The sequence below is a fragment of the Pseudomonas karstica genome, assembly GCF_009707515.1.
GTDB classification, from domain to species: Bacteria; Pseudomonadota; Gammaproteobacteria; order Pseudomonadales; family Pseudomonadaceae; genus Aquipseudomonas; species Aquipseudomonas karstica.
This window is the reverse complement of sequence record NZ_WLYI01000026.1, coordinates 19,343-43,705: the sequence shown is the minus strand read 5'-3', so window position 1 is coordinate 43,705 and position 24,363 is coordinate 19,343. Positions and strand designations below refer to the sequence as shown.

Annotated in this window: 20 protein-coding genes; 6 read left to right on the top strand and 14 right to left on the bottom strand. The window is 59.4% G+C overall.

Translation table 11 applies throughout. The features are described 5' to 3' along the window. Positions 1-3 precede the first annotated feature (3 nt). The 3 genes from GIR22_RS18530 to pmbA form a co-directional block, all read right to left on the bottom strand. On the bottom strand, positions 4-1,380 hold the full coding sequence (locus GIR22_RS18530; RefSeq protein WP_154744714.1) for a class II fumarate hydratase: 1,377 nt from the start codon (positions 1,378-1,380) through the stop codon (positions 4-6). Beyond that, positions 1,373-1,768 (bottom strand): FagA protein, encoded by a 396-nt coding sequence (locus GIR22_RS18525; RefSeq protein ID WP_154744713.1) that lies wholly within the window; start codon positions 1,766-1,768, stop codon positions 1,373-1,375. Before GIR22_RS18525 ends, GIR22_RS18530 begins: the two co-directional genes overlap by 8 nt. A 144-nt stretch (positions 1,769-1,912) precedes the next feature. Then, positions 1,913-3,259: a metalloprotease PmbA gene (gene pmbA / locus GIR22_RS18520; RefSeq protein ID WP_154744712.1), complete on the bottom strand. Its 1,347-nt coding sequence runs from the start codon at positions 3,257-3,259 to the stop codon at positions 1,913-1,915. 108 nt (positions 3,260-3,367) lie between these two features. Between pmbA and yjgA the strand changes: the two genes are divergently transcribed. Further along, positions 3,368-3,889 (top strand): ribosome biogenesis factor YjgA, encoded by a 522-nt coding sequence (yjgA, locus tag GIR22_RS18515; protein WP_154744711.1) that lies wholly within the window; start codon positions 3,368-3,370, stop codon positions 3,887-3,889. Positions 3,890-3,933: 44 nt separating this feature from the next. On the opposite strand, the gene tldD is transcribed toward yjgA, so the two are convergent. From tldD to mreB, 8 genes are all read right to left on the bottom strand, one after another. Beyond that, positions 3,934-5,376: a metalloprotease TldD gene (gene tldD / locus GIR22_RS18510; RefSeq protein WP_154744710.1), complete on the bottom strand. Its 1,443-nt coding sequence runs from the start codon at positions 5,374-5,376 to the stop codon at positions 3,934-3,936. 16 nt (positions 5,377-5,392) lie between these two features. Next, a complete protein-coding gene (locus GIR22_RS18505; protein ID WP_154744709.1) occupies positions 5,393-6,241 on the bottom strand; it encodes a carbon-nitrogen hydrolase family protein in 849 nt (282 codons plus the stop codon). A 105-nt stretch (positions 6,242-6,346) separates the two neighbouring features. After that, the gene (locus GIR22_RS18500) at positions 6,347-10,162 is read right to left on the bottom strand and encodes a YhdP family protein (protein ID WP_154744708.1); all 3,816 of its coding nucleotides are present in this window, start codon (positions 10,160-10,162) and stop codon (positions 6,347-6,349) included. A 75-nt stretch (positions 10,163-10,237) separates the two neighbouring features. After that, a complete protein-coding gene (rng, locus tag GIR22_RS18495; RefSeq protein WP_154744707.1) occupies positions 10,238-11,695 on the bottom strand; it encodes a ribonuclease G in 1,458 nt (485 codons plus the stop codon). Between the two features lie 69 nt (positions 11,696-11,764). Beyond that, positions 11,765-12,361, bottom strand: a complete 597-nt coding sequence (locus tag GIR22_RS18490; RefSeq protein WP_154744706.1) for a Maf family protein — start codon at positions 12,359-12,361, stop codon at positions 11,765-11,767. A gap of 51 nt (positions 12,362-12,412) precedes the next feature. After that, entirely contained in the window at positions 12,413-12,901 is a 489-nt protein-coding gene (mreD, locus tag GIR22_RS18485) for a rod shape-determining protein MreD (protein ID WP_154744705.1), read from the bottom strand. Continuing rightward, complete coding sequence (mreC, locus tag GIR22_RS18480; protein ID WP_178122350.1) at positions 12,901-14,001, bottom strand: rod shape-determining protein MreC; 1,101 nt, start codon at positions 13,999-14,001, stop codon at positions 12,901-12,903. Before mreC ends, mreD begins: the two co-directional genes overlap by 1 nt. A 139-nt stretch (positions 14,002-14,140) precedes the next feature. Beyond that, entirely contained in the window at positions 14,141-15,178 is a 1,038-nt protein-coding gene (gene mreB, locus GIR22_RS18475) for a rod shape-determining protein MreB (RefSeq protein WP_015093487.1), read from the bottom strand. A gap of 200 nt (positions 15,179-15,378) precedes the next feature. Between mreB and gatC the strand changes: the two genes are divergently transcribed. The 5 genes from gatC to GIR22_RS18450 all read left to right on the top strand — a co-directional run bounded on the left by gatC (position 15,379) and on the right by GIR22_RS18450 (position 20,197). Further along, on the top strand, positions 15,379-15,666 hold the full coding sequence (gatC, locus tag GIR22_RS18470; protein ID WP_003216077.1) for an Asp-tRNA(Asn)/Glu-tRNA(Gln) amidotransferase subunit GatC: 288 nt from the start codon (positions 15,379-15,381) through the stop codon (positions 15,664-15,666). A 16-nt stretch (positions 15,667-15,682) separates the two neighbouring features. After that, positions 15,683-17,134, top strand: coding sequence for an Asp-tRNA(Asn)/Glu-tRNA(Gln) amidotransferase subunit GatA (gene gatA / locus GIR22_RS18465; RefSeq protein ID WP_154744703.1), 1,452 nt, complete (start codon positions 15,683-15,685; stop codon positions 17,132-17,134). 12 nt (positions 17,135-17,146) lie between these two features. Then, entirely contained in the window at positions 17,147-18,592 is a 1,446-nt protein-coding gene (gene gatB / locus GIR22_RS18460) for an Asp-tRNA(Asn)/Glu-tRNA(Gln) amidotransferase subunit GatB (protein WP_154744702.1), read from the top strand. 127 nt (positions 18,593-18,719) lie between these two features. Then, complete coding sequence (locus GIR22_RS18455; protein ID WP_154744701.1) at positions 18,720-19,091, top strand: septal ring lytic transglycosylase RlpA family protein; 372 nt, start codon at positions 18,720-18,722, stop codon at positions 19,089-19,091. A 62-nt stretch (positions 19,092-19,153) separates the two neighbouring features. Continuing rightward, a complete protein-coding gene (locus GIR22_RS18450) occupies positions 19,154-20,197 on the top strand; it encodes a calcium/sodium antiporter (RefSeq protein WP_377663163.1) in 1,044 nt (347 codons plus the stop codon). 52 nt (positions 20,198-20,249) lie between these two features. Here GIR22_RS18450 and GIR22_RS18445 read toward each other — a convergent pair whose 3' ends face one another. From GIR22_RS18445 to GIR22_RS18435, 3 genes are all read right to left on the bottom strand, one after another. Then, positions 20,250-21,191 carry an AEC family transporter gene (locus tag GIR22_RS18445; RefSeq protein WP_154744700.1) on the bottom strand — a complete coding sequence of 314 codons (942 nt, stop codon included), beginning with the start codon at positions 21,189-21,191 and terminating at the stop codon, positions 20,250-20,252. 130 nt (positions 21,192-21,321) lie between these two features. Beyond that, the gene (garD, locus tag GIR22_RS18440; RefSeq protein WP_154744770.1) at positions 21,322-22,875 is read right to left on the bottom strand and encodes a galactarate dehydratase; all 1,554 of its coding nucleotides are present in this window, start codon (positions 22,873-22,875) and stop codon (positions 21,322-21,324) included. A gap of 11 nt (positions 22,876-22,886) precedes the next feature. After that, entirely contained in the window at positions 22,887-24,254 is a 1,368-nt protein-coding gene (locus tag GIR22_RS18435; protein ID WP_154744699.1) for an MFS transporter, read from the bottom strand. Between the last annotated feature and the right edge of the window lie 109 nt (positions 24,255-24,363).

Genomic DNA, 24,363 nt, shown 5'->3' with positions numbered 1-24,363 from the left:
TGATTACACGCCACCCGCCGTGAGCTTTTCCGGATCCAGGAGGATTTCCAGTTGGCTGCGGGACAAGTCGGTATGTTCGAGCGCAACCTCAATCACCGGTCGGCCTTGTTGATAGGCCTTCTTGGCGATTTCAGCGGCCTTTTGGTAACCAATGATCGGGTTGAGTGCAGTGACCAGGATCGGGTTTCGCGACAGCGCCTCCTTGAGCTTGCCCTCGTTGACCTTGAAGCTGGCGATCGCTTTGTCCGCCAACAAATGGCTGATGTTGGCCAGCAGTTCAAGGCTGCCGAGCAGATTCTGGGCGATGATCGGCAACATGACGTTCAGTTCGAAATTGCCGGACTGGCCAGCGACGGTGATGACCGTGTCATTGCCGATCACCTGCGCGGCGACCATCGCCGCAGCCTCCGGAATCACTGGGTTGACCTTGCCCGGCATGATCGAAGAACCCGGCTGCAAGCCCTCCAGCTCAATCTCACCGAGACCGGCCAGCGGCCCCGAGTTCATCCAACGCAGGTCGTTGGCGATCTTCATCAACGAAACAGCAGTGGCTTTCAGTTGCCCAGAAACAGCGACTGCGGTGTCCTGAGAGCCGATCAACGCAAACAGGTTCTTGCCTGGTGTGAACTGCACTTCGGTCAAGTGGCTGAGCTGCTGGCTGAAGCGCGCGGCGAATTCTGGATGGGCGTTGATCCCGGTACCTACCGCCGTGCCGCCCTGGGCCAGTGCCTGCAGGCTCGGTAGCAAGTCTTGCAAGTGGCCGATATTGGCCTTGAGCTGCTGCGCCCAACCATTGAGCACCTGGCTCATGCGCACGGGCATGGCGTCCATCAGGTGGGTACGGCCGGTCTTGATGAACGGGTGAACCTCTTCGGCCTTGTGCTCGATCACCTGCACCAGGTGCAGCAACGCCGGCAGCAGTTGTTCATGCAGGACCAGCGCCGCGCTGACGTGGATGGTGGTCGGGATGATGTCGTTGCTGCTTTGCCCGCAATTGACGTGATCATTGGCATTGACCGGCTCGCCCAGCAGACGGCTGGCGAGGGTGGCAATAACTTCGTTGGCGTTCATATTGGAACTGGTGCCGGAGCCAGTCTGGAAGATATCCACCGGAAAGTGCTGCATGAAGTCGCCTTCCAGCAGGCCTTGGGCAGCATCGACGATGGCCTTGCCCTGGGCTTCGCCGATCTGTTTGAGGTCGACATTGACCTTGGCAGCAGCGGTCTTGGCCAGGATCAGTGCGCGAATGAATTGCGCCGGCATACGCTGGTGGCTGATGGGGAAGTTATTCACTGCACGCTGGGTTTGCGCACCATACAGAGCTTCGGCGGGTACTTGCAGTTCGCCCATGCTGTCGCGTTCGATACGGGTGTTACTCATCAGAAGATCCTTGCACCAAGTCAGAGTGAGAAATAGACGGCAGCAATTCGCAGGTTGCCAATTGCCAGGCAAAGGCCTGCCAGCGCTTGAGGCGGCAGGCACAGCGGGATAGGTTTTCCAGGTCGCGCAAGGGGCGCCAGGCCTGGTCCAGGCACATGGAGCGCCAGTGCCAAGGCAAGGCAATGTCGGCGGCGGTATCAAGCAGCAGGCGCAATGAGGTTTCGGCGATGGTCCACGGGTGAGTCGCAGTGCAACACGCCAGGTATCGGCCTTCGTTGAGGTAATGTTCGATCAGGCGAGGTTCATTGGGATCAAGGCCGCAGCGAATCTGACGACTCATCCAGCGCCAACTTTCCAGGTAAGGATCCTCATGCAGGACAGAACTCATGATCCATGCTCACTCGATAATGATACTTATTATTAAATGATATTGAGAATCAACACAAGCGCATCAAATTAATCTCCCGGATATTCCAGGCAAAAAAAAGCGCGCCACCCAAAGGGTGGCGCGCCTATTTGACACCTCGCAGGGTTAGCTGCCGGCGACCGTCATCCGCTCAATCAACACCGAGCCCGTACGGATGTTGCTGCGCAGTTCAAGGTCATTACCCACCGCGACAATTTGCTTGAACATGTCGCGCATATTGCCAGCGATGGTCACTTCCTGGACGGCGAATTGAATTTCGCCGTTTTCTACCCAGAAACCTGCCGCGCCACGGGAGTAGTCGCCCGTGACCATGTTCAGGCCATGGCCCATCAATTCGGTGACCAACAAACCACGTCCCATACGTCGTAACAACGCCGCCTGGTCTTCATCGCCATGAGTCACAAACAGGTTGTGCACGCCACCGGAGTTGGCGGTGCTTGGCAGGCCGAGTTTGCGCCCGGCATAGGTACCCAGCACATAAGACACCAACTCACCTTTCTCGACGAACGGCTTGGCATAGGTCGCCAGGCCATCACCGTCGAACGACGAACTGCCCATGGCGCGCATCAAATGCGGGCGCTCATCAATGGTCAGCCATTCAGGGAACAGCCTCTGGCCAATCGCGCCTTCCAGGAACGATGACTTGCGGTACAGGTTGCCGCCGGAAATCGCCCCCAGGAAACTGCCGAACAAGCCACCGGCCAGTTCCGCCGAAAACAACACCGGCACTTCGCAGGTCGGCACCGGACGTGCGCCCAGGCGGCCCGCCGCCCGTTGTGCGGCGCGCTGGCCGATACTCACCGGGTCAGCCAACAATTCGCCCTGGCGATTGACGTCATACCAATAATCGCGCTGCATCTGGCCATTGGCCTCGGCGATCATCACACAACTCAAGCTGTGGCGAGTGGAGGCATAACCACCGATAAAACCGTGGCTGTTGCCATACACGCGGCAGCCTTGATGCGTACTCAAGGTCGTGCCATCGGCGTTCTTGATGCGGCTGTCGGCATCAAACGCCGCCGCTTCGCAGGTCAGCGCCTGCTCGATGGCTTGCTCCGGGGTGATATCCCAGGCATGAAACAGATCAAAGTCCTTCAGGTCCCTGGCCATCAAGGCCGCATCGGCCAAGCCCGAGCTTTCATCTTCGGATGTGTGCTTGGCGATGGCCAATGCCGCGGCAACAGTCTCGCGGATCGCTTCCGGGCCGCTGGCAGAGGTGCTGGCCGAACCTTTGCGCTGGCCGACGTACAAGGTGATGCCAAACCCCTGGTCGCGGTTGAACTCAACGGTTTCCACTTCCCGCTGACGCACCGACGTCGACAGGCCCTGCTCCAGGGACACCGCCACTTCACAGGCACTGGCCCCTTGGTGCTTGGCCTCGGCAAGGATCTGCTCGACTTGTTCCTGCAGTGCCGGTAACGCTTGCGGACCGACGCTTTGGGCTGCACTCATGGTTCTCTCCACTCAAATTCTGCTTTCGGTTAAGGCCTTCGAGCGACCGGGCCGGACAAGCGGCCCCCGACTGGTTATCATGGCGGCGTTTCTTTGCGGACTGCCACCATGGTTGATTCTTACGACGACTCCCTCGATGGGGAGAAAAGCAAAACCCAGGTCAAACGCGAGCTGCATGCTCTGGTTGACCTTGGCGAGCGCCTTACAACACTCAAGCCTGACTTGCTGGCAAAACTGCCCTTGACCGACGCCATGCGCCGGGCCTTGGCCGATGCGCCCAAGCACACCGCGAATATCGCGCGTAAACGGCACATCATGTTTATCGGCAAGCTGATGCGCGACCAGGACACTGACGCCATTCTGACCTTGCTCGACCAAATGGATGCCTCCACGCGCCAGTACAACGAACGTTTTCACAATCTGGAACGCTGGCGTGACCGCTTGATCGCGGGCGACGACGCCGTCCTGGAGAAGTTCGTCCTGGAATACCCGGATGCCGATCGCCAGCAACTGCGCTCCCTGACCCGTCAGGCCCAGCACGAACTGGCGCAGAACAAGCCACCGGCCACCAGTCGTAAAATCTTCAAGTACATCCGTGAGCTGGACGAGACTCAACGCGGCCTGCGCTGATCCTCTTCCCCGGGTGGTGATCTTCACCACCCGAAGCTCTTGGCTTATGACCCCGTGCCACCCACGGTGATCGCATCAATTTTCAAGGTTGGCTGGCCGACACCCACCGGCACCGACTGCCCGTCTTTGCCACATGTCCCCACGCCACTGTCCAGCGACAGGTCGTTACCGACCATCGACACCTTGCTCATGGCTTCCGGGCCGTTGCCAATCAACGTTGCTCCTTTGACCGGCGCAGTAATCTTGCCGTCTTCGATCAAATACGCCTCGCTGGTGGAGAACACGAACTTGCCGCTGGTGATGTCCACCTGCCCACCACCGAGGTTGGCACAGTAGATACCGCGTTTCACCGAAGCGATGATTTCGGCAGGATCGCTTTCGCCACCAAGCATGTAGGTGTTGGTCATGCGCGGCATCGGCAGATGCGCGTAGGACTCACGACGACCGTTACCGGTACGGGCTACGCCCATCAGGCGGGCGTTGAGTTTGTCTTGCATGTAGCCCTTGAGCACGCCGTTTTCGATCAGGGTAGTGCACTCGGTCGGGGTGCCTTCGTCATCAACGCTCAGCGAGCCCCGACGCCCGGCCAGGGTGCCATCATCGACAATGGTGCAGAGTTTGGACGCAACCATCTCGCCCATGCGTCCGCTGTAGGCCGAACTGCCCTTGCGGTTGAAATCACCTTCCAGGCCATGGCCCACAGCTTCGTGAAGCAACACGCCGGACCAACCCGAGCCCAGCACCACCGGCAGCGTACCGGCCGGCGCCGGAATGGCTTCCAGGTTGACCAGTGCCTGACGCAGTGCTTCACGGGCGTACCCCATGGCACGGTCGTCGGTGAGGAAATAACGGTAGTCCGTGCGCCCGCCGCCGCCATGGCCGCCCCGCTCGCGACGACCGTTCTGCTCAACGATCACACTGACATTGAAACGCACCAACGGCCGCACATCTGCCGCCAGGCTGCCGTCGGTGGACGCCACCAGGATTCGCTCCCAGACGCCGGCCATGCTCACGCTCACTTGCTGGATGCGTGGGTCCAGGGCACGGGTTGCGGCATCAATACGCTTGAGCAGTTCGACTTTTTCGGCACGACTGATCACTTCCAACGGGTTATCCGGGGCATACAACTGGGCCACATCCTGGGTGCTGAACGCCTGCACTGTGCCGTTCTGACCCGCGCGGGAGATCGAACGGGCGGCACGGGCAGCCAGGCCCAACGCTTCGAGGGTGATGGCGTTGCTGTAGGCAAAACCGGTTTTTTCACCGGATTGCGCTCGCACGCCCACACCCTGGTCGAGGTTGAAGCTACCTTCCTTGACGATGCCGTCTTCCAGGGCCCAGGACTCGGAGATCTGTCCCTGGAAATACAAGTCGGCAGCGTCGATACCCGGCCCGGCCAAATCGCCCAGCACGGCTTGCAAGCTTTCGATGGTCACGCCACCGGGCGCCAGGAGATGTTCACTGACTGAGGACAACAACTCGCTCATAGGTTTGGCCTTAAATTCATCGTTCTGAAGCAGGTCGCTGCGCGCCCTGCGAAAAAAAGCGCCGATGGCCTACCACCGGCATGCGCGTCCGTATCGACGCCTGTTCACTGCTATCGCGTTCGGCCAGCAACACCGCTTCGCCTTGATCCTGTTGTGCCAGTACTCGCCCCCAGGGGTCGACAATCGCTGCATGCCCGAAAGTTTCCCGTGGCCCCGGATGTACGCCGCCTTGAGCGGCCGCCAGCAGGTAGCACTGGGTTTCAATGGCCCGCGCCCGAATCAACACATCCCAATGCGCGGCCCCGGTCACTGCCGTAAAGGCCGACGGTGCGGTAATCAACTCGGCTCCCGCCGCACGTAACTCGCTGTACAGCTCCGGGAAGCGCAAGTCATAACAGACTGTCAGCCCCAGGCGACCCACCGGGGTATCCGCTACCACCACCCGATTGCCATAAGCATAGTCATCGGACTCCCGATAACGACCCCGACTGTCAGCGACGTCTACATCAAACAAATGCAGCTTGTCATAACGAGCGACGGTTTCACCGTGCTCATTGATCAGCAACGAGCAAGCATTAGACTTGTCCGTCGGTCTCCCCTCCGGCGGCAGCGGCAATGTGCCTGCCACTATCCATAAGGTGAGGTCGCGGGCAGCCTGTTTCAACCAGGGCAGGATCGGGCCTTCGCCCAAAGCCTCGGCGCGGCCAATATCGACAATGTCGCGACGGCCCATGGCGGCGAAGTTTTCCGGCAGGACTGCCAGCCGTGCACCGCCGGCAGCGGCTTGCTCAAGTAAGTGACGTGCCCGGACCAGATTGGCCGGTACGTCGCTTTGGCTGACCATTTGAATGACGGCGATGGACATGACGGGCTCCTGTGTTCGGGACGTAATAGACCATGACACTGTAAGGGCGATCCTGGGGACCGCATCGTAGCCTTGTGCTGCGGCTGCGGCTGCGGCTGCGGGCGCTTATCGTGTTTTTTCAAATGGCTTGTCGAACGTGATCTTGGGGTCCTTCCAGGGGCCTTGCACCGTGTATTGCACGCTGGCGAAACGAGCAACCCGATCACCAATCAGCTTATCGATCAAAAACAACGCACCGCCAATAGCCGGCGCACCGACGATCAACGCCGCAATCGGCAGGTTGTTGGTGAGCGGCAAGGTTACCAACAACTTGGCATCGACCCGGTCCGCCACCAGATCCAGGGTGCCATTGATCTCCAGGTTGCTCGAGGGTCCGGTCAGGGTAATGGGCTCACGGGTGACAAACACCCCATTACTGGCCGCCAGCAAACCCTTGACCCGATCATAGCTCAGCCCCTTGCCGAGCAAGTCAGAGAAATCCAGGCGCAAGCGCCGGCCAATGGAGTTGAAGTTCAACAGGCCAAACACTCGCAAAGCCTGGGCACCACCTTCCACCTCCACAAACTGGCCTTTGCGGAAACTGGCGTCCAGGCTGCCGGAGAAACGCTTGGGGCCAACCCAGGCCGGCGAACCCGGCCAGCGTCCATCCACATCCAGATGGAAATCCTCGCTGGTCACGGTCGGGGCAAAACCCCAGCCCTTGAGCACATCGGCAATATTCTTGCCGTCCAGGCGCCCTTTGTACCAACTGCTGCTGGCGCCTGGTACGCCTTCCCAGCCGCCTGCGCCCTTCAATTGCATACCCTTGAGGCCAAGGTCGAGGTTGCTGAACGCCATGCCTTTGGCCGTCGGACGTACTTTCAGCGACCAGGCCCCAATCAGATCCGGCCCCTGGAACAATTGATCAATGGCGATATCCAGCGCCGGGACCTGCTTGGGATCCACATCCGCCAACGGATCCGGTGCATTTTCATCGGCCTGCACCGATGGGTCGACCGCCGGCAGCTTCACGTACTGCAAATTGATCGTAATCGGTGCGCCCTTGGCATCCGGCACCCCCACAATGCCTTTGGCCTGCTGACTGTCGAGCTGCAAACCCCAGGCAGCCGGTTTTCGATCCAACAGCAAAGTGACCTGATCGAGCTGAGTACCAAAGCCGGTCAGCTTGCCAACTTTGAAGTTGGCTGCGCTCAATAGCTGCTTGGCACTACCGCCTGGGTCATTGCCGGCATAGCGGCCCACCAGGTTTCTCCAAGGCTCGATATCCAGCTCCGACAACACGCCGCGAATGCGCAGGCCTTTGGCGCTTGGCAACAACGCATCGCCATCACCCAGGAACAACTCACCACGACCGCCGGCGAAATTATCCACCGGCGCGGCAAAGGTAAAGTTCGCCAACTCGCCATAATCGAACCAGTAGCGGCGCTCCTTGCCCTGCAACGTCATGCGGAACACGCTATCGCGCCCTTGGCTGGTCGGCATGCCGAACGGCGCCGGCAGATCCACCGCCACGCCCTTGAGGTTAGAGCTGACCATCAATTGGCTATCGGCGCCGTCCAGAGTCAATTGCAGTTGGTAAGGAATGTCACCGGTAACAGGCAAGGGCTGATCGACTTTGAGCCAATCGGTCAGTTTCTTGACCGTCACCTGGCCTTTGGCAGTGACCCGGGTACTGATATTGCCCGGCTTGCCATCAGCAAAGATTTGCGCGGTGATCGGCCGATCAAACGCCTGGGCGCTGATCTTCTGTCCGCTGAGGCCCTTGGCACTGTCAAAGCGGAAATCGCCCTTGAGCTGGCTCAGGTCCAAGGCAGGCTCGGCCAGTTGCAGCCGCGCCTTGTTGGTATTGAAGTCCACGACAATCTTGGGCTCGGCCCCCTTGGCCAGTGGAATGTCCAGATCAAGCTTGCCCTGTAAGTCACCCTCGCCTTTCCAGCCGGCAAAGGTCGACGCCGTACCAATCGGCGCTTCCTGGAGAATTTTCAGACCATCGCCCAAACCTCCCGCAAAGCCGCCGGTCAACAACAGGTGACTGTGCTGGCCAGTGGGGGCGTGAGGAATATTGACGTAGATATCCTTGACCTGGGTGTCGAGCAACTGCCCCTTGCTGGCCAGGATCCGCACGCCGCTCTCTTCGACAAATACTTCACCGGCAACCTTGCTGACATGGGGCCAGCCCGGCTGGAACGCCAGTTCGGCGTCATGCACCTTGAAAAACAGGCTGATATTACGCGCCGCCATGGGGGCATTGTGGTTCAGCGAGCCCTGGTACTGGAAGAACCCTTGATCTACCGCGCCCTTGAGGATCGCCGTGCGCAGCCATTCATCCAGCGCCGGGCTGAGGACGGCCGGCAGGTATTTGGAGGTAAAACGCCCATCGCCATCGACCATCCCAACCCGCAGGTCCATGTAGTCTTCCTGGCTGTGGTCGAAGTGCAGGCGAATCAGGAAGTCGGCAGCGATCTTGCCCTCCTCACCCAACACCTTGATATACGGCGCAGCCAGGGTGAAGCCTGCTTTATCCAACTTCCAGGTCAGCCGGGCATTGGCCTGGATGTACTGCCAGGGCTTGGCAAAAATCGGCGACAGGTGCAGGGAAAAGTCCTTGCTGTCCATGCGCAGTTCGCCATGGCCTAAATTACCGCTGATACTGCCGGTGACATTGCGGGCCGCCGGGGCGCCGAAATAGGCATCAAAACCGATCCGGTCAAGGTTGGCGGCAAAACTGACACGCTGGTCGCTGGTGTCCTGAGGACGGTAAGCGGCCAGAACATTCCGTAGCATCCCAGTGGCTTTCAGGTGCTCCACCGCAGTGGCAACGCCTTCCGGCAAGGGCGCCAGGGCATTGAGCAAAGGCGTGATGGGGGTCAGGTCCAGACGATCAGCCTGCAGGTTCCAGACCTCCTGGGCCGTGCCCGTGGCCAGGGTCTGCTGCAACTGAAGACGCGACTCCCAACGAGTATCCCCCAGGCTCATCGCCAAGGAGTCGAAGAGTACCTTGAGGCCGCTGTCGCTACGTTGTACATACGCAGTCAGCGCCAGGTTTTCGATATGGGCCGGCTTGCGGTCAGCATAGCTGCCACGCAGTTGCGGGGCATTGAGGCGGGCAACAGCGCTTTGCACCCTACCTTGGCTCCAGGTCAGCCAGAATTCGCCACCGGCCTTCAACTCACTGAGCTTCCATTGCTGGGTCAAACTCGCCGGAATCCAGCGGGCCCAGTCACTTTGGGGCAGGCTCAGGTAGGCCTGGACCTGTGCATCCTTCCACTGGCTGGGCCGTATCCGGGTGCGCAGGTTCAGTGCCAGAGGCTGACCATCAGGCAAGGTCAAGCGGGCGTCCAGCCGTTGATGGGTGCTGCCGGTTTCAAGGCTCGCGCCGACATAGGTCAGGGTCAATGGCGCCTGACCGAACGGCTGCAAAGTCACCTGGCTATCGAGCAGCGATAGCTGCGATACCCTTTGCATGCGCGTGAGCAACTGCTGCGGATCCAGTGGTTGATCGTCCTGCACCGGCAAACCTTGCAGCACCCAATGACCGTCCTTGTCCTCCTTGACGCTGACCTGCAAGCCACTGACTTGTAGATGTGCAAGGCGTACTTCCCGCGCCAGCAGGCTGGCCCAGACATCCGGCACCACTTGCACCTGATCCAGACGCAAAGCGTTGCTCCCCTCGCCGACCATCACGTCGTGAGCCAGCAACACCGGCGCAAAGCCGCTCCAGCGTCCTTCCAGGCTGCCAATGCTCAAAGGCATACCCACCGCAGCCTGCGCCTTGGCTTCGATTTCACCCCGGTATTCCGCCACCAGCGGCGTCAACTCACGGCCCAGGCTGACGTAGATCGCTGCCAGAACCAGCAGCAGGGCACACAAGCCCAGGCCCCAGCGGGTCAATGCGGCAAAAAAGCGTATCAGACGCTCCATGTCAGGCGACCCTCTGTGCAGTAGGCGGACAGCAGATCAACGCCTGCCGGTTTCGTTGAAAAAAATGGATGAAAATCAGAGCAGCACCACGTCGTATTGTTCCTGTGAATACATGGTTTCAACCTGGAAACGAATCGTACGCCCGATAAAACCTTCAAGCTCCGCCACGTTACCTGACTCTTCATCCAACAGCCGGTCGACCACTTTCTGGTTGGCAAGCACCCGATAGCCCTCGGCCTGATAGGCGCGAGCCTCACGCAGGATTTCCCGGAAAATTTCGTAGCAAACCGTTTCCGGGGTTTTCAACTTGCCGCGACCCTGGCAACTGCTGCACGGTTCGCACAGCACTTGCTCAAGGCTTTCGCGAGTACGCTTGCGGGTCATCTGCACCAGCCCCAACTCGGTGATGCCGATAATGTTGGTCTTGGCGTGGTCGCGCTCCAGCTGCTTTTCGAGGGTACGCAGCACCTGGCGCTGGTGATCTTCATCTTCCATGTCGATGAAGTCGATGATGATGATCCCGCCCAGATTGCGCAGGCGCAGTTGACGGGCAATGGCCGTGGCCGCTTCAAGGTTGGTCTTGAAGATGGTTTCTTCAAGGTTGCGATGGCCGACAAAGGCGCCCGTGTTGACGTCGATAGTGCTCATGGCTTCCGCCGGGTCGATCACCAGGTAGCCGCCAGACTTGAGCGGCACCTTGCGCTCCAACGCTTTCTGGATTTCATCCTCGACGCCATACAGATCGAAGATCGGCCGCTCGCCTGGGTAATGCTCCAGACGATCGGCAATTTCCGGCATCAGTTCAGCGACAAATTGCGTAGTGCGTTGGAATGTTTCCCGAGAGTCTATGCGAATTTTCTCGATTTTCGGGCTGACCAGGTCCCGCAAGGTGCGCAGGGCCAGGCCCAGGTCTTCATAGATGACACTCGGTGCGCCAATGGTCTTGATCTGCGCGTCGATCTGATCCCACAGGCGCCGCAGGTAGCGGATATCCATAAGGATTTCATCGGCACCGGCACCTTCAGCGGCGGTACGCAAAATAAAGCCACCCGCTTCCTTGATTCCTTCCTGGGCCACACAATCGCTGACCACTTTTTTCAGACGCTCACGCTCAGCTTCGTCTTCAATCTTCAGGGAAATGCCAACGTGGGCGGTGCGCGGCATGTACACCAGGTAGCGGGAGGGAATCGACAGCTGGGTCGTCAGCCGCGCGCCTTTGGAAGCAATCGGGTCCTTGGTGACCTGCACAACCAGGCTTTGCCCTTCGTGCACCAGGGCGCTGATGCTTTCAACCGCCTGGCCTTCGCGCAGGGAAATTTCCGAGGCATGGATAAAAGCAGCACGGTCCAGGCCGATGTCGATAAAGGCCGCCTGCATACCCGGCAACACCCGCACCACTTTACCTTTATAGATATTGCCGACGATCCCGCGCTTCTGGGTGCGCTCGACATGCACTTCCTGCAAAACGCCGTTTTCTACCACCGCCACGCGTGATTCCATCGGCGTGATATTGATCAGAATCTCTTCACTCATGGCTGGGTCTCGTTCAGGCGTTTTCACAATAATGACCGATCGCTTAGGCTTGGCGCGCAAGTACTGCGTTTAGCGCACGATAAGATTTTGCCAACAGGGTATGCCGAATTGTCCCAGCAGCTCGAAGGTTTCACACACGGGCAGGCCGACAACCGCGGAATAACTGCCATTGAGCCCGGCCACAAACACCGCCGCCAGCCCTTGAATAGCATAGCCGCCTGCCTTGTCCTGGGGTTCGCCGCTGTGCCAGTAAGTGGTGGCTTCGTCCGCTGAAATCCTGCGAAAGCGCACGCGACTGCTCACCAGCCGCGTTTCACAACGCTGGTCGTCAAGCAGGGCGATGGCGGTAAGGACTTCGTGTTCACGATCAGAAAGGGCCAGCAACATGGCCAAGGCGTCGGCCTGATCCCGCGGCTTACCGAGGATCCGGCCGTCGAGGATCACGGCAGTATCGGCGCCCAGCACGCAGGCGCCCGCGGTATCCGCCAGCGCGGTACGACCGGCCAGCGCCTTGCCACGGGCAAGGCGTTCCACATAGGACGCCGCCGGTTCATCACTCAGGAGAGTTTCATCAATGGCCGCGCTGATCACGGTAAAAGGCACACCGATTTGCGTCAGCAGCTCACGCCGCCGGGGGGAACCAGAGGCCAGATAAAGCGAATTCATTCCAGACTCTCCCTGTAGGGTTCGATAACCAGGCAGAGCCTCGCGATCCATTCAATTGATTTTATAGCGAGTACGCAATCCACGCAGGCCAAAACTGACCCAGGGCCACAGCAGTGCACTGACCAACGCGGGCAGCACCAGTGCCAGTGTTGGTTGGCGATTGCCGGTCAAGGCGCTGAGCCATAGCTGTACCAACTGGGCGAGGCCAAAGATCACCAGAATCACCAGGCACTGTTGCCACATCGGGAACATCCGCAGGCGCTGTTGCAACGACAGTACCAGAAAGGTAATCAGGGTCAGGATCAACGCGTTCTGGCCAAGCAAAGTGCCGTAGAGCACATCCTCTGCCAACCCCAGGCACATGGCCGTGACCATGCCGACCTTATGGGGCAGCGCCAGGGACCAGAACGCCAGCAACAGCGCCAGCCACAACGGGCGCAGGATTTCCATGAATTGCGGCAGCGGCGAGACACTGAGCAACAAGCCGATGGCGAAAGTCAGCCAGACGATCCAGCCATTGCGCGAATGAGTACCGGCCATTATTCCTCCCTCTGACGAGTAGCTGCCGGAGCCACCGCCGGTTGGACGATGGCGGGCGCTGCAGCAGGTGGTTTGGCAGCGGCCGGTGCGGTCGCGGGATTGGCGGGACGTGCACTGACTGGCGTAGCCACCGGCGTCGCAGGCGGAACCGGAACGACTGCCGGTGCCGCGGGCGGCACGGGTGGCGGCACCGTCACCGGTATATTGGGGGTGATGCCGTTTTGCCTGTCTTCCTCTTCTTGAGCCAGGGCTGCATCGTTGGCGCGCTCTTGCGGAGTGCGATTGTCGCTGAATACCAGCAGCAGGTAGCGGCTGCGATTCAGCGCGGCAGTTGGAACGGCACGCACAATAGCAAACGGCTGGCCAGAATCGTGAATCACTTCCTTGACCGTCGCCACCGGATAACCCGCAGGGAAACGCTGTCCCAGGCCAGAGCTGACCAAGAGGTCGCCCACCTTGATGTCGGCAGTATCGGCAACATGCCGCAATTCCAGGCTCTCGGGGTTGCCAGTACCGCTGGCAATCGCTCGCAGGCCGTTGCGGTTGACCTGCACCGGGATGCTGTGGGTCGTGTCAGTGAGTAACAGGACGCGAGAGGTATACGGCATCAACTCCACCACCTGGCCCATCAGTCCGCGGGCATCCAGCACTGGCTGGCCGAGGACCACGCCGTCGCGCTCACCCTTATTGATGATGATACGGTGAGTGAAGGGATTAGGGTCCATGCCGATCAACTCGGCCACTTCGACCTTCTCGTTGACCAACGCGGAAGAATTGAGCAACTCGCGCAGCCGGACGTTCTGCTCGGTCAGGGCCGCGAGCTTTTGCATGCGCCCCTGCAGCAGCAGGTTTTCGGTCTTGAGTTTTTCGTTTTCGGCCGCCAGTTCGGTACGGCTGCCAAACTGGCTGGACACGCCCTGCCATAGCCGCTGCGGCAGGTCAGTGATCCAGTAGGACTGCATCAATACCAGCGACATCTGGCTACGCACTGGCTTGAGCAGTGTGAAGCGGGCATCGACCACCATCAGCGCGACCGATAGCACGACCAGCACCAACAGGCGCACGCCCAGCGAAGGACCCTTGGTGAAAAGCGGTTTAATAGGCCGCTCCTCCCAGGCAAATGTTCAGGTTATTCATACGGCATCAAACCGGCCCGGATGCAGATTGAAGAAGATAAACGCCAACAGGCAGCACTGCAAAGTGCTGCCTGTGAGCGAAACATGGATGACCCAGGGAATCTTATTCGCTGGAGAGCAGATCCATGGTGTGTTTATCCATCATTTCCAGTGCACGACCACCGCCACGGGCAACACAGGTCAGCGGGTCTTCGGCGACGATCACCGGCAGACCGGTTTCCTGGGCCAGCAACTTGTCGAGGTCACGCAGCAAGGCGCCACCTCCGGTCAGTACCAGGCCGCGCTCGGCGATGTCGGAAGCCAGTTCCGGAGGCGATTGCTCCAGAGCGCTTTTCACTGCCTGAACGATGGTAGCCAGAGACTCTTGCAGAGCTTCCAGTACTTCATTGGAGTTCAGGGTGAAGGCACGTGGCACGCCCTCGGCCAGGTTGCGACCGCGAACATCGACTTCACGAATTTCGCCGCCCGGGTAAGCAGTACCGATTTCCTGCTTGATGCGCTCGGCGGTGGACTCGCCGATCAGGCTGCCATAGTTGCGACGCACATAGGTGATGATCGCTTCATCGAAACGGTCGCCGCCAACCCGTACGGATTCGGCGTAAACCACACCATTCAGGGAAATCAGGGCGATTTCAGTGGTGCCACCACCGATATCCACCACCATCGAACCGCGCGCTTCTTCAACCGGCAGGCCGGCACCGATCGCAGCAGCCATTGGCTCCTCGATCAGGAACACTTCACGCGCGCCGGCACCAAGGGCCGATTCACGGATGGCACGACGCTCCACCTGGGTGGACTTGCACGGAACGCAGATCAGCACACGAGGGCTGGGCTGCAGAAAACTGTTTTCGTGAACCTTGTTGATAAAATACTGCAGCATCTTCTCGCAGACGCTGAAGTCGGCAATCACACCATCCTTCATCGGACGAATGGCAGCAATGTTGCCAGGTGTACGGCCGAGCATGCGCTTGGCCTCGGTGCCTACGGCAACGACACTTTTCTGATTACCATGGGTCCGAATAGCCACAACCGATGGCTCATTCAGGACGATACCGCGCTCGCGCACGTAAATAAGGGTGTTGGCAGTGCCCAGGTCAATGGAAAGATCGCTGGAAAACATGCCACGCAGTTTCTTGAACATGGGGAAAGGACCCTAGGCAACGCGTGGGTAAAAAAAGTGCGGCAAACTCTAACAACGACAGGGATTTTGGGCAAGGCGCCAATGTGCTAAATTGGCCGACTTTCTGTGCACCAACCCCCACAATCGCGGCCTTATGACCGTAGAAATGCGGTAGTGTTCCGACAATCTAACACACGTTCTGTTTTCCACTGGAGAATCCCATGGCACTTGAACGCTCCGACGTGGAAAAAATCGCTCATTTGGCCTGCCTGGGCCTCAATGAAGCCGATCTTCCACAGACCACAGCAGCCCTGAACAGCATTCTCGGGCTGGTCGACCAAATGCAGGCTGTGAATACAGACGGCATCGAGCCCCTGGCTCACCCACTGGAAGCCAGTCAGCGCCTGCGCGCAGACGTCGTGACCGAACGCAATAATCGCGAGGCCTATCAGTCCATCGCACCAGCGGTCGAAAACGGCCTGTACCTGGTTCCGAAAGTCATCGACTAAAGGGAAAGAGCCTGCAATGCATCAATTGACTCTGGCCGAGATCGCTCGCGGTCTCGCCGATAAAAAGTTTTCTTGCGAAGAGCTGACCAAGACCTTGCTGGCGCGGATCGCCGAGCTGGATCCTGCGCTCAACAGTTTCATCAGCCTTACCGAAGAGCTGGCCCTGAGCCAGGCCAAGGCCGCCGACGCCCGCCGCGCCAACGGCGAGAACGGCGCGCTGCTGGGTGCGCCGATTGCCCACAAGGACCTGTTCTGCACCCAGGGCATTCGCACCAGTTGCGGCTCGAAGATGCTCGACAACTTCAAGGCGCCCTATGATGCCACTGTGGTTGCCAAGCTGGCTGCCGCCGGGGCCGTGACCCTGGGCAAGACCAACATGGACGAATTCGCCATGGGCTCGGCCAACGAGTCGAGCTACTACGGCGCGGTAAAGAACCCGTGGAACCTGGAACACGTGCCAGGTGGCTCATCCGGCGGTTCGGCAGCGGCTGTTGCCGCTCGTCTGTTACCTGCGGCCACGGCCACGGATACCGGCGGTTCGATCCGCCAGCCAGCGGCGTTCACCAACCTCACCGGTTTGAAGCCGACCTACGGTCGCGTTTCCCGCTGGGGCATGATTGCCTACGCTTCCAGCCTCGATCAGGGCGGTCCTCTGGCGCGCACGGCTGAAGACTGCGCAATATTGTTACAAGGCATGGCAGGCTTCGATCCGCAGGACTCCACCAGCATCGATGAGCCGGTGCCGGACTATAGCGCCAGCCTCAATACCTCGCTCAAAGGCCTGCGTATCGGCGTACCAAAAGAGTATTTCAGCGCCGGCCTCGACCCGCGTATTGCCGAACTGGTACATAACAGCGTGAAAGAGCTGGAAAAGCTCGGCGCGGTGATCAAGGAAATCAGCCTGCCGAACAACCAGCACGCCATTCCTGCGTACTACGTGATCGCCCCGGCTGAAGCCTCCTCCAACCTCTCGCGGTTCGACGGCGTGCGCTTTGGCTATCGCTGTGAAGACCCGAAAGACCTCACCGACCTGTACAAGCGCTCCCGTGGCGAAGGTTTCGGTGCCGAAGTACAGCGCCGGATCATGGTGGGCGCCTACGCCCTGTCGGCCGGTTACTACGACGCGTACTACCTCAAGGCGCAAAAGATCCGTCGCCTGGTGAAGAACGACTTCATGACAGCCTTTAATGAAGTCGATGTGATTCTCGGCCCAACCACGCCTAACCCGGCCTGGAAGATCGGCGCCAAGAACGACGACCCGATCGCTGCGTATCTGGAAGACTTCTACACCATCACCGCCAACCTCGCGGGTCTGCCGGGCTTGTCCATGCCTGCAGGTTTCGTCGATGGCCTGCCGGTGGGCGTGCAACTGCTCGCACCGTATTTCCAGGAAGGCCGCCTGCTCAATGTGGCGCACCAGTACCAGTTGAACACTGACTGGCACACTCGCACCCCAACCGGCTTCTGAGGAGAAAACATTATGCAATGGGAAGTCGTGATCGGGCTGGAGATTCATACCCAGCTCGCCACCCAATCGAAGATTTTCTCCGGTAGCGCCACCACCTTCGGTTCCGAGCCGAACACCCAGGCTAGCCTGGTCGACCTGGGCATGCCCGGCGTACTGCCGGTGCTGAACCAGGAAGCGGTGCGCATGGCGGTGATGTTTGGCTTGGCGATTGACGCCGAGATCGGCCAGCACAACGTGTTCGCCCGCAAGAACTACTTCTACCCGGACCTGCCCAAGGGCTACCAGATCAGCCAGATGGAATTGCCGATCGTCGGCAAGGGCTATCTGGACATTCCGCTGGAAGACGGCACCATCAAGCGTGTCGGCGTTACCCGCGCCCACCTGGAAGAAGACGCCGGCAAAAGCTTGCACGAAGAATTCCCAGGTGCCACCGGTATCGACTTGAACCGGGCCGGCACGCCGTTGCTGGAGATCGTTTCCGAGCCGGACATGCGCAGCGCCAAGGAAGCCGTGGCCTACGTCAAGACGATCCACGCGCTGGTGCGCTACCTGGGCATCTGCGACGGCAACATGGCCGAAGGCTCGCTGCGTTGCGACTGCAACGTGTCGATCCGGCCAAAAGGCCAGGTCGAGTACGGCACCCGCTGCGAGATCAAGAACGTCAACTCGTTCCGTTTCATCGAGAAGGCGATCAACACCGAAGTGCGACGCCAGATCGAGCTGATCGAAGACGGCGGCAAGGTGATCCAGCAAACCCGCCTGTACGATCCGAACAAAGACGAAACCCGCGCCATGCGCAGCAAGGAGGAAGCCAACGACTACCGTTACTTCCCCGATCCAGACCTGTTGCCGGTAGTCATCGAGGATTCGTTCCTCAATGACATCCGCGCCACCCTGCCGGAATTGCCGCCGCAGAAACGCGTGCGCTTCCAGGAACAGTTCGGCCTGTCGGTCTACGATGCCAGCGTGCTGGCTTCGAGCCGCGAGCAAGCGGACTACTTCGAAAAAGTAGTAAGCATCGCCGGCGATGCCAAACTGGCAGCCAACTGGGTCATGGTCGAGTTGGGCAGCCTGTTGAACAAACAGGGCCTGGAAATCGACGAAGCCCCGGTCTCGGCCGAACAGTTGGGTGGCATGTTGCTGCGGATCAAAGACAACACCATCTCGGGCAAGATCGCCAAGACCGTGTTTGAAGCCATGGCCAGTGGTGCAGGCAGCGCCGACGAGATCATCGAGAAGCAGGGCCTCAAGCAAGTCACCGACAGTGGCGCGATCTCGGCGGTACTCGACGAGATGCTGGCGGCCAATGCCGAACAGGTCGAGCAATACCGCGCAGCGGATGAAGCCAAGCGCGGCAAGATGTTCGGCTTCTTCGTCGGCCAGGCAATGAAAGCCTCCAGGGGCAAGGCCAACCCGCAACAAGTCAACGAACTGCTGAAAAGCAAGCTCGAAGGCTGATCAAATGATCGTTCCCAGGCTCTGCGTGGGAACGTTTCACAGGGCGCTACGCATCCGCTTTTGTAACGCGCAGCGCCACCGTCTGCACTCTCACACGGAGCGTGGGAACGATCATCGGGACACTTGAATGAAGCGTCTATTCGGCCTCCTGGCCCTGTTCTCCCTGCTTACCGGCTGCGCCAGCGGCCTCATCGACCCCAACGGCTACGATGAAACCGGCACCGCGTCCTACTACGGCGCCAGGCACCACGGCAAAAAAACCGCCAGTGGTGAATCTTTCAACCAGAATGGCCTGACCGCCGCCCACCGTCGCCTGCCCTTCGGCACGCGGGTGCGGGTTACCAATCTGGGCAACAACAAAAGCGTCGTGGTCCGAATCAATGATCGCGGCCCGTACACCCGCGGCCGCCTGATCGATCTTTCACGCAAGGCCGCCGAGCAGGTGGGTATGCTGCGCAGCGGAACCGCGCGCGTTCGCGTACAAGCCCTGAGCAATTGATTGACGGAGCCCTGACCATTTTCGGACTAACCGCCCTTTCGCCCTTAAGCCTTATCGAGCTCATCAGTGGCCTGGTGCTGTTGATTCTCGGTGCCGAAGTGTTGGTGCGCGCCGCCGTTCGCCTGGCCGCCAGTCTCAAAGTACGGCCGCTGATCATTGGCCTGAGCATCGTCGCATTTGGCAGCAGCGCGCCACAGATGGCCATCAGCCTGCAAGCAACCCTGGGGGACAATACCGACATTGCCGTGGGCAGCGTGATCGGCAGCAGTATCTTCAATATCCTCGTCACCCTGGGGCTGTCGGCGCTGATCATTCCCTTGCGCGTCTCCCGGCAACTGGTGCGCCTGGACATCCCGGTGATGATCCTCGCCAGCCTGTTGGTGTTCGCGTGTGCTGCCAACGAAACGCTGACGCCGCTGGACGGCCTGTTCCTGCTGACAGCCCTGGTGGCTTACCTTGGCTTGCTGCTCTACCAGACTCGCCACTCCCGTCGCCCTCGCACCCGCGATATGGTGGCGCAAGCACCATGGTTGAGCTGCTTGCTCTGGATGATCGCCGGCCTGCTGTTGCTGGTATTGGCCGGGCACCTGTTGCTGGGCGCGGCAGTGGAAGTGGCCAGTGACCTGGGTTTGTCCGAGCGGGTCATCGGCTTGACCATCGTCGGCGTCAGCACCTCGCTGCCGTGCCTGGCAACCTCGCTGATTGCCGCCCTGCGGGGAGAGCGCGAGATTGCCGTGGGCAACGTGATCGGCAGTAACCTTTTCAACTTGCTGGGGGTGCTGGGCTTTACTGCCCTGGTGGCGCCTTCGCCGCTGTCGGTATCGCCCAATGCCCTGGCCTTCGACTTGCCGGTGATGCTGGGTGTCGCGGTCTTGTGCCTGCCAGTGTTCTATTCCGGTTATCGAATCACTCGCGCCGAAGGTTTGCTGCTACTGGGGCTGTACCTGGCCTATGGGCTGCACGTGATCTCGTTCACCACAGGTATGCTCCTGGCCAACAAGCTGGAACAACTGATGCTGTTTTACGTCCTGCCCGCACTGGTAGCGTTCTTGTTATTTACCTCGCTGCGAGCTTGGCGCCGCCAACACAAGAAAGAATCGCAATGATTGATCAGAACTAAATAGCAGATAGCCGTCACGGGTAAGAACACAAAAGATGTTAGATCCAGCCACCGGCCTGCAACACGAAGATCCCGATATTGGTGGTCAGCGCTGCCATCAAGGTGGTGATCACGATAATCGCGGCCGCCAGCTCATGATTACCCTCGGCTGCCCGCGTCATGACGAAACTGGCAGCCGCGGTCGGGCTGGCGAAGTACAAGAAGAGAATTCCCAACTCCGGCCCACGGAAACCACACAGCCAGGCCCCCAGGGTCGCCAGTACCGGCAGGCCGATCATCTTCACCAGGCTGGCGCTCAATGCCATATCGCCGCTCTTGCGCAATGCCGCCAATGACAACGTTCCGCCGATGCAGATCAAGGCCAATGGCAAGGTCATGTCCGCCAGGTACTGCCCGGAGGTTTGCAACCAGCCGGGCAGACCCAGCTGGAAATAGGCAAAGGGTGCCGCCCCAACCACACTGATAATCAGCGGATTGGCCACCACGCTCTTGCAGATGCTCCACGGGTCAGACTTGATCACCGGGCTGTACACCGCCAACACAATGGTCGACAAGGTGTTGTAGAACAGGATCACCAACGCCGCGAGAATTGCCCCCAGGGAAATCCCATAATCGCCATACATGCTCGCCGCCAACGCCAGGCCGATCACCCCGTTGTTACCGCGAAACGCACCCTGGGCGTAAACGCCTCGATCTTCCCGTGGGCAACGCCAGATGGCCCAGCCCCAGGCCAGGGCGAAACTCAACAGCGTGGCAACAGCGAAGTAAATCAACAGCCCTGGCTTGAGCGCCGAGTGCAGGTCCGCATGCAGGATCCCGAGAAACAGCAACGCCGGCATGGTGACGTTGAACACCAGGGCCGATGCAGTGTGGATGAAGTTATCGTTGATCCAGTTGATGCGCTTGAGCAGCACACCAAGAAACAGCATGGCAAACACCGGCGCGGTGATATTCAGGGTTTGGAGGAAGATTGCCAGCATGCGGGTTAAACCTTGGGGCCTGTGATCAGGGCTCCCATGATAAGCCAGCGTAGGCCTTTGTAGGTGCGAGCATGCTGGTTTAACGCGTTGTCGCTGCGTGTTTCGCCAGCAAGCTCGCTCCTACAAGGGGTTAGGTGATGGGTGCAGGGTTGAACAAGGTAATGTCGTTGTGCAGCTTGTGCTGTTCAGCCCAGGTCTGCTTCTTGCCGCTGGCCACATCCAGGTAGAAGTGGAACAACTCCCAGCCCAGCTCCTCGATCGTCGCGCGCCCGGTAGCAATCCGTCCGGCATCGATATCGATCAAGTCCGGCCAACGCTCGGCCAACTCGGTCCGGGTCGAAACCTTCACCACCGGCGCCATTGCCAGCCCATAAGGCGTGCCGCGTCCCGTGGTAAACACATGCAGGTTCATCCCCGCTGCCAACTGCAAGGTGCCGCAGACAAAATCACTGGCCGGCGTCGCACAAAAAATCAGGCCCTTTTGCTTGAAGCGCTCGCCAGGACCAAGCACCCCATTGATGGCGCTGCTACCAGACTTGACGATAGAGCCCAATGACTTCTCGACGATGTTCGACAAACCACCCTTCTTGTTACCCGGCGTGGTGTTGGCGCTGCGATCGGCTTCGCCCTTGGCCAGGTAACGATCGTACCAGTCCATTTCCCGTACCAGTTCCCGGGCAACTTCCTCGGTCTCGGCGCGAGAGGTCAACAGGTAAATGGCATCGCGCACTTCAGTGACTTCGGAAAACATCACCGTCGCACCCGCCCGCAGCAACAGGTCCGATGCGTAACCCAGCGCCGGGTTGGCGGTGATACCGGAAAACGCATCGCTACCCCCGCATTGCATGCCGAGGATCAGCTCAGAGGCCGGCACGGTTTCCCGTCGGCGCAGATCGAGTTTCTTCAAGCGGGTTTCAGCCAACGCCATGATCTGCTCGATCATTTCGGTAAAACCGTGGCTGGAGTCCTGTAGCCGGTATAGCCACGGCTCGCTAAGGTCCACGGAGCTGTCGTGCTCATGCATCACCTGCCCGGCCTGCAACTTCTCGCACCCCAGGCTGATCACCAACGCTTCGCCGCCCAGGTTTGGGTTGCGTGCCAGGTTACGCACGGTTCGGATCGGAATGTAGGCATCGGTAGCGGTAATCGCCACACCGCAGCCGTAGCTGTGGGTCAAGGCCACTACGTCGTCGACGTTCGGATACTTGGGCAGCAACTCATCCTTGATGCGCTTGACCGCATGGTCCAGAACCCCGGTCACACATTGCACGGTGGTGGTGATACCGAGAATATTGCGCGTACCGACTGTACCGTCGGCATTGCGATACCCCTCGAAAGTAAACCCCTCCAAGGGGGGCTGGGCCTCAGGCACTTCGGTGGCCAGCGGGAGGTTGTCCAGGGATGGCGCCATGGGCATGCGCAGTTGGTCCTCCTTGACCCAACTGCCCCTGGGGATCGGCTGCAAGGCATAGCCGATGGTCTGACCATAACGAATGATATGCCCACCTTCGGGGATATCTTCCAACGTCACCTTGTGGCTCTGGGGAATGAAGTCCACGGTCACCAGGCCGTAGGGAAACTCTGTTCCCGCCGGTACACCCTGGTCATTGACCACAACCACTACGTTATCCCGCTCGTGCAAAAGGATAGAGCGTGGTGAATCGGCATGTTCAATCAACTGCATCACGTGGTCTCTCAATAATGCGCTTGGGAAAGGTTGGTCAGCCCATCAGGACCTTTGCTTGGTGGCTCCTTGAGCACCACGCGCTTGATTGGCCCGACAATCACCAGGTAACTGAACACCGCCACCAGCGCGTTGGCACCGACAAACACCAAGGCCCATTTGAACGACCCGGTGGTGCTGATGATGTAGCCGATCACTATCGGTGTGGTGATAGAAGCGAGGTTGCCGAAAGTATTGAACAGGCCACCGCTCAAGCCGGCAATCTGTTTCGGCGAAGTGTCGGACACCACCGCCCAGCCCAGTGCGCCAACGCCTTTGCCGAAGAAAGCCAGGGCCATGAAGCCCACCACCATCCACTCAACGTCCACGTAGTTACAGGCAATAATGCTACTGGAGACCAGCAGGCCGGCAATGATCGGCGCCTTGCGGGCGAAAGTCAGGGAGTGGCCCTTGCGTAGCAAGTAGTCAGAAATCACCCCGCCCAGCACACCACCGATAAAGCCACAGATCGCCGGCAGCGAGGCGATGAAGCCCGCCTTGAGGATGGTCATGCCACGGTCCTGCACCAGGTAAACCGGGAACCAGGTCAGGAAGAAATAAGTGATGCCATTAATGCAGTATTGACCCAGGTATACACCAAGCATCATGCGGTTGGTCAGCAGTTGGCGAATGTAATCCCACTTCGGACCGTCGGTTTTCTTGTCCTTGGACTTGTCCTGGTCCATGTCGACCAGGGCCCCGTTTTCGGCAATGTACTTGAACTCAGCCTCATTGATCATCGGATGTTGACGTGGGCTGTGGATAACTTTCAGCCAGATCAGCGAGAACACAATGCCGATCACACCCATCACGATAAACACATGCTGCCAACCGAAGCTGTAGACGATCCAGCCCATCAGCGGTGCAAACAATACGGTGGCGAAATACTGCGCCGAATTGAAGATTGCCGAGGCCGTACCACGTTCCGCAGTGGGGAACCAAGCGGCCACAATACGTGCATTACCCGGAAAGGATGGCGCTTCAGCCAGGCCCACCAGAAAACGCAGCATGAACAACGCCACCACGGCGGTAGAGACACCGAACTCACCGACATAGCCTTGCAGCACGGTGAACAATGACCAGGTGAAGATGCTCAGGGCATAGACTTTCTTCGAGCCAAAACGGTCCAGTAACCAGCCGCCGGGGATTTGCCCGGCCACATAGGCCCAACCGAATGCAGAGAAGACATAACCGAGGGTGACCGCGTCGATGCCGAGGTCTTTTTGCAGGCTGGAGCCTGCAATCGCGATAGTTGCGCGGTCGGCGTAGTTGATCGTGGTCACCAGGAACAGCATGAGCAGGATCAAATAGCGGACGTGCGTGGGCTTGGTCGCTTGCATGTAGAGGTGTACTCCCACTAATTGTTTTTTTTGCGGGTAATTGTTGTGTGTTGCAGTGGTTCGAACTTGCAAGGCCTGCCTTGTGTAGGAGCGAGCACGCTGGCTCCTA

Excerpts from the sequence above, each read along its gene's own strand:
- GIR22_RS18530 (WP_154744714.1), bottom strand. The coding sequence starts at position 1,380 with ATGAGTAACACCCGTATCGAACGCGACAGCATGGGCGAACTGCAAGTA.
- GIR22_RS18525 (WP_154744713.1), bottom strand. The coding sequence starts at position 1,768 with ATGAGTTCTGTCCTGCATGAGGATCCTTACCTGGAAAGTTGGCGCTGG.
- pmbA (WP_154744712.1), bottom strand. The coding sequence starts at position 3,259 with ATGAGTGCAGCCCAAAGCGTCGGTCCGCAAGCGTTACCGGCACTGCAG.
- yjgA (WP_154744711.1), top strand. The coding sequence starts at position 3,368 with ATGGTTGATTCTTACGACGACTCCCTCGATGGGGAGAAAAGCAAAACC.
- tldD (WP_154744710.1), bottom strand. The coding sequence starts at position 5,376 with ATGAGCGAGTTGTTGTCCTCAGTCAGTGAACATCTCCTGGCGCCCGGT.
- GIR22_RS18505 (WP_154744709.1), bottom strand. The coding sequence starts at position 6,241 with ATGTCCATCGCCGTCATTCAAATGGTCAGCCAAAGCGACGTACCGGCC.
- GIR22_RS18500 (WP_154744708.1), bottom strand. The coding sequence starts at position 10,162 with ATGGAGCGTCTGATACGCTTTTTTGCCGCATTGACCCGCTGGGGCCTG.
- rng (WP_154744707.1), bottom strand. The coding sequence starts at position 11,695 with ATGAGTGAAGAGATTCTGATCAATATCACGCCGATGGAATCACGCGTG.
- GIR22_RS18490 (WP_154744706.1), bottom strand. The coding sequence starts at position 12,361 with ATGAATTCGCTTTATCTGGCCTCTGGTTCCCCCCGGCGGCGTGAGCTG.
- mreD (WP_154744705.1), bottom strand. The coding sequence starts at position 12,901 with ATGGCCGGTACTCATTCGCGCAATGGCTGGATCGTCTGGCTGACTTTC.
- mreB (WP_015093487.1), bottom strand. The coding sequence starts at position 15,178 with ATGTTCAAGAAACTGCGTGGCATGTTTTCCAGCGATCTTTCCATTGAC.
- gatC (WP_003216077.1), top strand. The coding sequence starts at position 15,379 with ATGGCACTTGAACGCTCCGACGTGGAAAAAATCGCTCATTTGGCCTGC.
- gatA (WP_154744703.1), top strand. The coding sequence starts at position 15,683 with ATGCATCAATTGACTCTGGCCGAGATCGCTCGCGGTCTCGCCGATAAA.
- gatB (WP_154744702.1), top strand. The coding sequence starts at position 17,147 with ATGCAATGGGAAGTCGTGATCGGGCTGGAGATTCATACCCAGCTCGCC.
- GIR22_RS18455 (WP_154744701.1), top strand. The coding sequence starts at position 18,720 with ATGAAGCGTCTATTCGGCCTCCTGGCCCTGTTCTCCCTGCTTACCGGC.
- GIR22_RS18445 (WP_154744700.1), bottom strand. The coding sequence starts at position 21,191 with ATGCTGGCAATCTTCCTCCAAACCCTGAATATCACCGCGCCGGTGTTT.
- garD (WP_154744770.1), bottom strand. The coding sequence starts at position 22,875 with ATGCAGTTGATTGAACATGCCGATTCACCACGCTCTATCCTTTTGCAC.
- GIR22_RS18435 (WP_154744699.1), bottom strand. The coding sequence starts at position 24,254 with ATGCAAGCGACCAAGCCCACGCACGTCCGCTATTTGATCCTGCTCATG.